Consider the following 10,419-nt stretch of genomic DNA (forward strand, 5'->3'; position numbering starts at 1 on the left):
AAAACGACGTTGTGCGGGGGCTGCACAGGCTGTCCGCTATCCTAACGGGCCACTGACCATGAATCTAACGAAACAATGGCAGCCAATTGATTCCTGATTTTCATTAATTTGAGCGGCCACGTCCCTGGCCCAACCCTCAGAGTGCCCGTTAGCAAGCCGTTGAAGCGACGTTCGCTTCCTTGATGGCCGCCAGCGCCTCACAGAGATGCTCCTCATCGGCACCGGGGAAACGGCTGACCCGCCCGGCCATGTAGCGGCTGCTGAACAGATTGAACCAGTGCTGCAGTGCCTGCCCCGCCTTGAGCTCCCCAGCTACTTCCAGCACGCAGGCCGCCACTTCGGCGGTGCAGAGGTGCTCCTCGCTGTTGGCCACCCGCATACCATAGGTGGAGAGCGTATCGGGTTTGATGGCGAGCACCGGAAAACCGTCCAGATAGGGGCTCTTGTTGAACATCTTGCGCGCCTCCGGCCAGGTGCCATCGAGCAGGATAAAGAGCGGTTTTTTACCCGGTGCCAGCGCCACCTCGCCGGTCAGGCGGGCAGGCTCCTTCTCGCAAGCGGGAAAGACCACATAGGGCTGCCACGCGGGATCGGCCAGCAGGGTCAGCAGCTCGGGATGGGGCTGGGTGCGCGACCAGAGAAACGCCCAGGTGGTATCCGGCAACACATCGGCGATCAGGCGACCGGTGTTGGAGGGCTTCATCGGCTCGCTGTCATACATCAGCAGGCAGAAACCGGCCTCCGCTTTGAGCTCGGGGCGCCACTCGCAGGCACACCAATCCTCGCGCAGCTGACAGGCCGGACAGCGGGCCAGGGTGCCGCCACGGGCAAGAAACGGTCGGGTAGAGATACTCTTGCGCCAGGCCCGCAGGCGGTTGACGGCGTGATCAGGAACAGGCTTCATCTAGGTTCACAACTGGAGTCAAAACAGGAACGGCAGCTGTGCCAACATGTCACGGCGCCATAGGGCGCGATAACAGGGGGCTGCCGGAAAAGCGCAAGATTGTACCCAGTTACGCGCTGGCGGAACAGCAATCCCTGCCCCTTTCGCCAGATGCAGTGCCCACTCCTCTTGCCTTACGACTCCTGACAGCTGCGCAGCAGCTCCAGCAACAGACTGCCATCGCGCAGTGCCTTGTGCACCTGCACCGAGGTGGGCTTGGTGGGATCTTCGTAGAAGTGGGTGGATTCAATCTGCAGCCGCACCAGATATTCGGCGGGCAACTGGCTGGCCAGCGACTGGTGCAGCATGGGGAACAGCAGCCGATCGGCACGGGTGATCTCGCCCCCGAGCAGCAGCTTGCCCGGATTGAGCAGGCAGATGAGATTGGAGAGCACCTTGGAGAGACGACCCGCCGCTTGATGGAGAATATCCTGACAGAGGCCGTTGCCCGCCAGCGCCAGCTCGCACAGCTCGCGGATGGTGACGATCTCGGGCAAGTCGTGCTCCTGCATCCGCTCGCGCAGATCCCGGTATTGCGCCTCCAGCGCCTGATTGGTCACCAGGGTGCAGGCGCAGCCAAAACCGCCGCAGTAGCAGCGCTGGCCATAGGGCTCGAGCTGCAGGTGGCTGAGATCGCCGAGCAGCGCATTCTCGCTCTCGATGAGCTGGCCATTGACCACCATGCCAACCCCGATGTCGTTGTGGACAAACACCAGCACCGCATCGGCGCAATTCTTGGCAGCCCCCCACTCTCGCTCGGCCTGGATCCAGGTGCGCACGTCTCCGCTCACCAGCACAGGTACCGAGAACGCCTGTTGCAGAGTCGGGCCAAGGGGCCAGTTGCGCAGATCGTAAAAGGGGAAGTGCTTGACCATGCCGGAGTGGCGCTCTACCTGACCTGGCAGACAGAGGGCTATACAGGCCAGACTGAGGGACTTTCTCGGCAAAAACACCTTGATGGCATGCACCAGACTGCCCAGCAGATCGGCGCGCTCCTCCTCGGTAAAGAGGTGGCGCTGGCGAGCCAGCGAGCGACCGGAGAAGTCAAACAGCGCCATATCCACGTAACCACGGCCAAGACGCATGGAGAGAAACTGGAAGCGGCGCTCGTTAATGCGCAGCAAGGTCTGACGACGGCCGCGCCCCACCGAACTTTCACCACAGGTAACCACCAGCCCCCCATCGAGCAGTTCCCGGGTGATCTTGGTGATACTGGCTGGCGAGAGACCGGTCAGGCGGGAGAGATCGGTGCGCGACAGCTCCTTGTGCTCTTCCAGGCTGGCATAGACCAGGCCGTAGTTGAGCTGCCGGATCAAATCGATACTACCTTTCACGATCTCATTCATAGGGTATGGGGCAAAGGCTGAAAAAAAGAGGCTGGCAATTTTCACACATTATTGGTCAATCCCCAAATAAAGTGCGGCCTGAACCGGGGGTCAGGCCGCATCTTGTGGTTGCCGTCACGGACCATTGCAAGATCAATAACGGAATTGCGAGACCAGTTTGCGCAATTTGTCACCGGTATTGGCCAGATCGCGGGTGGTGCTGTTGGATTCCACCGCCGCGCTGGTCAGCTCGCTGACAATCTGCTGAATGGCCACCAGGTTCTTGTTGATCTCCTCCGATACCGCGTGTTGCTCCTCGGCGGCGGTGGCGATCTGGATGTTCATGTCGTTGATGGTACTGACCGCCATCACCATGCTGTCGAGGGAGCTGGCGATATGGCTCGCCTCCTGCACCGTCTCCTGGCTGCGATCCTCGCTCGCCTGCATCACCTCCACCGCCTGCTTCACCCCGCCCTGCAGACGTTGCAGCATCTCGTTGATCTCCTTGGTGCTTTGTTGGGTACGACCGGCCAGCGAACGCACCTCGTCCGCCACCACCGCAAAGCCGCGTCCCTGCTCACCGGCACGGGCCGCCTCGATGGCAGCGTTCAGCGCCAGCAGGTTGGTCTGTTCGGCAATGCCGCGAATGACCTCCACCACCGAGCCGATCTTGGCGGTCTCTTGCGCCAATTGTTCGATAACGCCGGAGGCAGTATGCACCTCCCCCACCAGCCGGTTGATACTGTTGATGGCCCCGCTCACCACACCCCGGGCGGCGTCCGATTCACGGGCCGCATCGCTGGTTGCCGTCGCGGCATTGGAGGCACTGGCCGCCACCTCCTGCGCGGTGGAGCTCATTTCGGTCACCGCTGTGACCACCTGATCGGTCTCGCGACTGTGACCCTGCATCTGATGGTCATAGTGCTCGCTCAGATGGTGCAACTTGTCGACCGCGCTAAAGAGGTGGTTGCTGGTCTCGCCCACCTGACTTACCACCGACTGGATCCGCTCGACAAAGCGGTTGAAAGCGCTGGCCAGCTGGCCAATCTCATCCTGGCTCTGCACCTTGAGGCGCTGGGTCAGATCCCCGTCGCCGTTGGCGATATCGTTCAATGCCAGTACCGCATCCGCCAGCGGCTTGGTGACCCGGTTGCCCACAATAACGGTCGCCGCCAGGGTGATACCGAGGATCAGCAGGATCACCAGCACACTGCTCTGCAACGAGGCATGCATGTTGCTCTCGCGCTCTGCCCGCAAGGCTGCAAGTTCGTTGTCGATATCATCGATATAAAAACCGGTGCCAATGGCCCACTGGTATTTGTCCAGCACCAGAGTAAAGGCCAGTTTAGGTGCATCGCGACCGATGGAGGGCTTGGCCGTCCAGTATTCGGTAAATCCATCCCCCTGACGGGCCGACTTGAGGATCTCCTGGATCAGCAACTTGCCCTTGGCATCCTTGTCGTTCCAGCGGTTTTTCCCCTCCAGCTCGGTACGCACCGGCAACAGTATGGTGTTGCCCTCGAAGTCATAGACAAAGAAGTAGCCATCACTGCTGTAACGCAGCGGTCTGAGCAACTCTTTGACCTTTTGACGATTTTCCGGAGAATCCGGCAGAGAATACACGGCATCGACGGCGGTTTTGGCCATCATGATGTAACTGCTGAGCAGCGCTTTACGCTCTTTGATGGCATTTTCCCTCGCCACCACCAGATCAGACTCCAGATCGCGCTTGGAGACCATGTAGTTACTGAGATTGACCACCAGGGCCATCAGCAGCACGGGTACTGCACCCAGTAACAGGATTTTCTGCTTTAGCGTCATCTTTCACATCCTTGCAGCTGTTTTTATTGGAATTCCTTGCTTACTCATCAGTATAGGTGCTGGCAGGGCGAGCCCAGCTTTCGTTACAATTCCCTTAAACAAATCGGCCAGAACGTGAAAATCATGAATCTTTGTCCTTGCGGCTCAACCCTTTCTCTCGAATTGTGCTGTGGCTCACATCACAGTGGCGCTGTGGCTGACACCCCGGAACAGCTGATGCGCTCTCGCTACAGCGCTTTTGTGCTCAGTCTGGGGGAGTATCTGGTCCATAGCTGGCACCCGGCCCACCTTGGCGGCCTCACCGCCGAAGAGCTTTCACGCATCGACACCCGTTGGGATGGTCTCGAGATCATCGCCAGCCAGGGCGGCCCGGAGGATGAAACCGGGATGGTGGAGTTCAAAGCCTGGTTTCTGGAGGGGGATGAGCGTCACTGCCTCCATGAGCGTTCCCGCTTCGTGCGTTATCAGGGACGCTGGGTCTACACCGAGGGAGAGCAGGATCCGGCCCCCCTCAAAACCGGCCGCAACGATCCCTGTCCCTGTGGCAGCGGCAAAAAGCACAAGAAGTGCTGCGGCTGACCCATAACACACCCACCAGACTCGTCAAACAGTGACAAGGGGCATCCGATGCCCCTTTTTTGTGCCTGTTGTCCCGTCCTGAATATGGTTTACACCTTTCCCCCCCAATAAATGGAGAACCCGATGGGACAAGGTGTGAAACGGACACAGCGCGATTACTCGCTGACTTTTAAACTGGCACTGGTCGAGCAGATTGAAAAAGGCGAGCTCACCTACAAACAGGCTCAGGTGCGTTATGGCATTCAGGGCCGCTCCACCGTTCTGGTATGGTTGCGTAAACATGGTCGGCAAGATTGGAGCCAGGGGGCTTCTGTGCGTGCCGGCAGGAGCATCACCATGCCTGACCCCGACAACCAGACGCCCGAGCAGCGTATCAAGGAACTCGAGCAACAGCTGGCGCTGATGAGCCAGAAGGCCCAGTTCTTTGAGGCCGTCGTCGATGTACTGAAGAATGACTACGGCGTCTCCATCGTAAAAAAGCGACCCGGCAAGTCCTCTCGCAGCGGCAAGTCGAGAGGCTGACCATTGTCAGGGCTTGCCTGTTTCTGGGGATAAGCCGGCAGGCTTACTACAAGCGCAATCGGGTCGCCGACGAGCGCCATGCACAAGGATTGCAGGTGGTGCGCTTCGTGCGTCAGGTTCGACTGCGACAACCGCGGGTGGGCACGCGCAAGCTGCATTATCTGCTGCTGGGTCAGGATGATAGCGGGCTCAAGGTCGGGCGGGACAGGCTGTTTCAGATATTGGCCGAGCACCGCCTGCTGGTGCCACCCAGACGGGCGTATCACAAGACCACCCACAGTTTTCACCGTTTCTACCGTCATCCCAACTTGCTCAAGGCGGGGCCAGAGCAGGTCACGCCGGTAGCACCGGAGCAGGTCTGGGTCGCAGATATCACCTATCTGCCAGCCAGGAGCGGACCGCTGTACCTGAGCCTGGTGACGGATGTGTACTCACGCAAGATAGTGGGCCACCACGTACACGAAGGAATGCATGCCGAATCGGTGGCGATGGCGTTCAAGAAAGCGCTGAGGCAACGGCGTGGCGGCGGTGAACTCATCCATCACTCGGACCGCGGCGTGCAGTATTGCTCGGTGCTGTATCAGTCACTACATGAACGGTACGGGTGAAATGCTCGATGACGGATGGGTATGACTGTTACCAGAATGCGTTGGCGGAGCAGGTGAACGGGATTTTGAAAGGAGAATTGTTGTTGCAAAGCCCGCAGGATTTGACTCAAGCGCGGGAAATGATGCGTGAAGCGGTGGATATTTACAACGCGGAGCGGCCGCATCATGCCTTGAAATACAGAACCCCCGATGCGGTACATAGGGGGTTCTGGGTAGAGAAATGCTAGTTGAAAATGTGTAAACCTATTTCAGGACTAGACATGTTATTCGCCACCAGCCCATTAACCGCTGCGATAACAAGCGTGACAAATGTCACATAATGCTCATTAACGCGCGAGCAAATGAGCGTTTGCGAGCGCAAATTTGGCCCATATCAAACATTTTCACTCAGAAGTAGGCCACACTGGCCTCATCTGGAAGAGATGAGACGGGCAACAATGAAAAGAATAACTACACAAGTCGTCATCATAGGCGGCGGTGCCACAGGGGCCGGCATCATGCGCGATTGCGCACTGCGCGGCATCGACTGCATCCTGCTCGAGCGCGATGATATCGCCGCTGGCACCACCGGCCGCAACCACGGCCTGCTCCACTCCGGTGCCCGCTACGCGGTGACGGATCAGGAGTCCGCCCGCGAATGCATCCAGGAAAACCGCATCCTCAAGCGGATCGCCAGCCACTGTGTCGAAGACACGGGCGGCCTCTTCCTCACCCTGCCGGAAGATGACATCAATTTCCAAACCACCTTTATGGATGCCTGCGCCCTGGCCGGTATCGAAACCCGCCAGCTCGATCCCGGTGAAGCCCTGCGCATGGAGCCCAACGCCAACCCGGCGATGATCGGCGCCATCCATGTGCCGGATGGCACGGTCGATCCGTTCCGCCTCGCTGCCGCCAACGTGCTGGACGCGAAAGAGCACGGCGCCCGCATTTTCACCCACTGCAAGGTGCTGGGGCTGCTGCGCACGCAAGATCGGGTACACGGGGTCAAGGCGATCAATACCCGCACCGGCGAAGCGTTCGAGGTGGAGTGTCAGGAGGTGATTAACGCCGCCGGCATCTGGGGCCAGCAAATTTGCGAATACGCCGATCTCGGCATCCGCATGTTCCCGGCCAAGGGATCCCTGCTCATCATGGATTACCGCATCAACCAGCTGGTGCTCAACCGCGCCCGCAAACCGGCGGATGCGGACATTCTGGTGCCGGGCGACACCATCTCCCTCATCGGCACCACCTCCAGTCGCATCGATTACAACAAGATTGACCAGCTCACCGTCGAACCCGAAGAGGTCGAAGTGTTGCTGCGCGAGGGGATCAAGCTCGCTCCCATCATGGCGCGCACCCGCCTGCTGCGCGCCTATGCCGGGGTACGCCCGCTGGTAGCGGTGGACGGTGACGACACCGGCCGCAACATCAGTCGCGGCATCGTGCTGCTGGATCACGCCGAGCGTGACGGCCTCAAGGGCTTCAACACCATCACCGGCGGCAAGCTGATGACCTACCGCCTGATGGCGGAGTGGGCCACCGATCTGCTGGCCAAGAAACTCGGCAACAGCAAACCCTGCCAGACCGCCGAACTGAGCCTGCCCGGCTCGCGGGATCCGGAAAAGGTCTCCGCCCCCGGTCTCTCGGTGCCGGTCGAAGGCTCAGCCCAATACCGCCACGGCGAGCGGGTCATCGCCTTCTTCCGTGACAACCCCAAGGCCAACGCCCTTATCTGCGAGTGCGAAATGGTCACCGCGGGTGAAATCGAATACGCCCTGCGCGAGCTGGATGTGGACAACCTCATCGATCTGCGCCGTCGAACCCGCCTGGGCATGGGCCCCTGTCAGGGCGAGCTGTGCGCCTACCGCGCCGCCGGACTGATGCAGGAGTACGGCAAGGCAGACGGCCGTCAAGCCTGTGTAATGCTGCGCCAGTTCCTGGAGGAGCGTTACAAGGGAACCCGCCCCGTCCTGTGGGGCGATGCCCTGCGCGAGGCCGAGTTCACCTACTGGATCTACGAAGGGCTGTTTGGCCTGGGAGAGTGGACGGCGCCGCAGCTGGTTGCCGATACCCCACGCGGCCCAACCAGCGAGACCACTCACAAGGAGAGCCGTCATGAAGTTTGACAATATCGTTATCGGCGGTGGTATGGCGGGACTCTCGGCCGCCCTGCGGCTGGTAGAGGCGGGCCAGAAGACCCTGCTGATGGCCTCCGGCCAGAGTGCCCTGCACTTCTCCTCCGGCTCGGTCGATCTGCTCGAAAGCGAGGGAGATCCCCGCGCTGCCCTGCCCGCTTTTATGGCCGCCCATCCGGATCACCCCTACAGCAAAGTCGGAATGCAAAATATCGAGGCAAGTCTGGCCGATCTGCAGCGCCACTGCGCCGAACAGGGATTGCCACTGGTGCGCCACGACACCAATCACCAGCGCCTGACCCCCATCGGTACCCTCAAGCGCACCTGGCTCTCCCCCGATACTTGCGCCTGCGTCACCGATGCACCGATCCCGGATGTACTGCTGCTGGCCACCCTCGAGGGCTTTCGCGACTTTCATCCGGCACTGGCGGCTGCCAATCTGGCGACCCATCCGCGTTTTGCCCACTGCCGCATTCTGACCGGCGAAATCCGCCTGCCCCAGCTGGCGGAATTCAGCCGCAATCCCCACGAGTTTCGCTCAGCCGACATCGCGCGCCTGTGTGACAAGCACCATCTGGTGGCCGATCTGGCCCGCGAGATCAGCCGCATGGTGCAGGAGAGCGGTGTACCCGGTTGCCGCCATATCGTGCTGCCCGCCTGTCTTTCGCTGGGGCTGGTTGGCCCGCGTCTGGCGGAGCTGGAACAGCGTACCGGCTGCACCATCAAGGAGGTGGCCACCATGCCGCCGTCTCTGATCGGAATGAGAATGCAGGAGGCGCTCAAACGCCGCTTTATGGCCCTTGGTGGCACCTTCCTCACCAGCGAGCGGGTGCTGGGAGCCCGTTACGAAGGTGACCGGGTGGTCGGCGTACATACCCAGAATGGCGATGATCAGCTGTTTGAGGCGGACAACTTCGTGCTTGCCTCCGGCAGCTTTTTCAGCCGTGGGCTGGAGTCCCGTCTGCGCGGCATCCGCGAGCCAATCTTCGATGCCGATGTGTTGAGTCTGGAGGAGCGTGACGCCTGGGCCGGTCGCCGCCTGTTCGACCACCACCCGTTTATGGGCTTCGGGGTCAAGACCGACGACAAGCTCAGAGTGCTGCGTGGCGGCAAGCCGCTCACCAACCTCTATGGCGCGGGCAGTGTCTTGGCCCATTACGACCCAATTCGTGAAGGTTCCGGCTCCGGTGTTGCCGTTGCCACCGGCTGGCAGGCTGCCGGCCATATTCTGGGCGCGGCCCAATGATTACTACGTCCCATATCCCGTGTCTTCATCATCGCCGGGAGGAGAACTGACATGCTACTGGATCACGCCAACCAAACTTTCGATCAGTGCATCAAATGCACCGTCTGTACCGCCTACTGCCCGGTGGCCAAGGCCAACCCCGCCTACCCAGGCCCGAAACAGGCAGGCCCGGATGGGGAGCGGCTGCGGATCAAGAGCCCGGAGCTCTTTGACAGCGCCCTCAAGCACTGCACCAACTGCAAGCGTTGCGAAGTAGCCTGCCCGAGCGGAGTGCGCATCGGCGACATCATCGCCAAGGCCAAGCACCAGTACAGCGGTTTCAAACCGGGGATCCGCGAGTTCGTGCTCTCCCACACCGATCTGATGGGCAGCATGTCTACCCTGATGGCCCCGGTGGTCAACTTCACCACCGGCCTCAAGCCGATGAAACTGGTGCTGGACAAGGCGCTGGGGGTCTCATCCCACCGCGACCTGCCCAAATACTCCCAGGGCACCTTCCGCGGCTGGTACAAGAAGCAAAAAGAAGCGCAGGCCCGTTATGAGCGCCAAATAGCCTATTTCCACGGCTGCTATGTCAACTACAACCACCCGCAGCTTGGCAAGGAGCTGGTGCAGGTGCTCAACGCCATGAACATCGGTGTGCAGTTGCTGGAGCGGGAGAAGTGCTGTGGCGTGCCGCTCATTGCCAACGGCTTCATGGACAAGGCCAAGCAACAGGCGGCCTTCAACATCAAGCAGATGGAAAACTCCCTGCTGGGCAACGAGATGCCGCTGCTGGCCACCTCCTCCACCTGCGGCTTTACCCTGCGCGATGAATATCCCCACCTGCTGGAGCAGGACAACCACAAGGTGCGGGATCGCATCTCGCTGGTGACCCGCTTCCTGTGGAACGAGTTCTACAAGGGCAACAAACCGGCGATGAAACCGCTCAATCTGCACATCGCCTACCACACCCCCTGCCACATGGAAAAAATGGGGGGCGTCATCTACACCCTCGAATTGCTGCGCGCCATTCCCGGGGTCAAGGTGACGGTACTGGAGTCCCAGTGCTGCGGCATCGCCGGTACCTACGGCTTCAAGTCGGAGAACTACCAGACCAGCCAGACCATCGGCGAGGGGCTGTTTGATCAAATCAACCGCCTCTCCCCCGATCTGGTGATCACCGATTGCGAGACCTGCAAATGGCAGATCGAGATGAGCACCAGTTTTCGCTGTGAACATCCGATCCACCTGTTGGCCCAGGCGTTGGCCTGAA

At 60.3% G+C, this 10,419-nt stretch carries 7 protein-coding genes and 1 pseudogene; 5 read left to right on the plus strand and 3 right to left on the minus strand.

Annotated elements, in window-relative coordinates; all coding sequences use genetic code 11:
- Nucleotides 1-148: 148 nt before the first annotated feature.
- The 3 genes from I6L41_RS07400 to I6L41_RS07410 form a co-directional block, all read right to left on the minus strand.
- Complete coding sequence (locus I6L41_RS07400) at nt 149-904, minus strand: tRNA-uridine aminocarboxypropyltransferase (protein WP_216963043.1); 756 nt, start codon at nt 902-904, stop codon at nt 149-151.
- A 173-nt stretch (nt 905-1,077) separates the two neighbouring features.
- Complete coding sequence (locus tag I6L41_RS07405; protein WP_069529348.1) at nt 1,078-2,289, minus strand: ROK family protein; 1,212 nt, start codon at nt 2,287-2,289, stop codon at nt 1,078-1,080.
- A 132-nt stretch (nt 2,290-2,421) separates the two neighbouring features.
- Entirely contained in the window at nt 2,422-4,089 is a 1,668-nt protein-coding gene (locus I6L41_RS07410) for a methyl-accepting chemotaxis protein (protein WP_069529311.1), read from the minus strand.
- A 123-nt stretch (nt 4,090-4,212) separates the two neighbouring features.
- On the opposite strand from I6L41_RS07410, the gene I6L41_RS07415 reads away from it, so the two are divergent.
- The 5 genes and pseudogenes from I6L41_RS07415 (at nt 4,213) to glpC (ending at nt 10,418) form a co-directional block, all read left to right on the plus strand.
- Nucleotides 4,213-4,668, plus strand: coding sequence for a YchJ family protein (locus I6L41_RS07415; RefSeq protein WP_083250005.1), 456 nt, complete (start codon nt 4,213-4,215; stop codon nt 4,666-4,668).
- Between the two features lie 123 nt (nt 4,669-4,791).
- A pseudogene (locus I6L41_RS07420) lies at nt 4,792-6,025 on the plus strand (IS3 family transposase).
- Nucleotides 6,026-6,235: 210 nt separating this feature from the next.
- On the plus strand, nt 6,236-7,909 hold the full coding sequence (gene glpA, locus I6L41_RS07425) for an anaerobic glycerol-3-phosphate dehydrogenase subunit A (RefSeq protein WP_136502201.1): 1,674 nt from the start codon (nt 6,236-6,238) through the stop codon (nt 7,907-7,909).
- Nucleotides 7,899-9,164 (plus strand): glycerol-3-phosphate dehydrogenase subunit GlpB, encoded by a 1,266-nt coding sequence (gene glpB, locus I6L41_RS07430; RefSeq protein WP_005361049.1) that lies wholly within the window; start codon nt 7,899-7,901, stop codon nt 9,162-9,164. The genes glpA and glpB overlap by 11 nt, the downstream gene beginning before the upstream one ends.
- A gap of 51 nt (nt 9,165-9,215) precedes the next feature.
- Nucleotides 9,216-10,418 carry an anaerobic glycerol-3-phosphate dehydrogenase subunit GlpC gene (gene glpC, locus I6L41_RS07435; RefSeq protein ID WP_040069181.1) on the plus strand — a complete coding sequence of 401 codons (1,203 nt, stop codon included), beginning with the start codon at nt 9,216-9,218 and terminating at the stop codon, nt 10,416-10,418.
- Nucleotide 10,419 lies beyond the last annotated feature (1 nt).

The sequence above is a fragment of the Aeromonas sp. FDAARGOS 1411 genome (assembly GCF_019047125.1).
In the GTDB taxonomy this organism is placed as follows: Bacteria; Pseudomonadota; Gammaproteobacteria; order Enterobacterales; family Aeromonadaceae; genus Aeromonas; species Aeromonas veronii.

Coding starts and splice junctions, on each gene's coding strand:
- I6L41_RS07400 (WP_216963043.1), bottom strand. CDS start 904: ATGAAGCCTGTTCCTGATCACGCCGTCAACCGCCTGCGGGCCTGGCGC.
- I6L41_RS07405 (WP_069529348.1), bottom strand. CDS start 2,289: ATGAATGAGATCGTGAAAGGTAGTATCGATTTGATCCGGCAGCTCAAC.
- I6L41_RS07410 (WP_069529311.1), bottom strand. CDS start 4,089: ATGACGCTAAAGCAGAAAATCCTGTTACTGGGTGCAGTACCCGTGCTG.
- I6L41_RS07415 (WP_083250005.1), top strand. CDS start 4,213: ATGAATCTTTGTCCTTGCGGCTCAACCCTTTCTCTCGAATTGTGCTGT.
- glpA (WP_136502201.1), top strand. CDS start 6,236: ATGAAAAGAATAACTACACAAGTCGTCATCATAGGCGGCGGTGCCACA.
- glpB (WP_005361049.1), top strand. CDS start 7,899: ATGAAGTTTGACAATATCGTTATCGGCGGTGGTATGGCGGGACTCTCG.
- glpC (WP_040069181.1), top strand. CDS start 9,216: ATGCTACTGGATCACGCCAACCAAACTTTCGATCAGTGCATCAAATGC.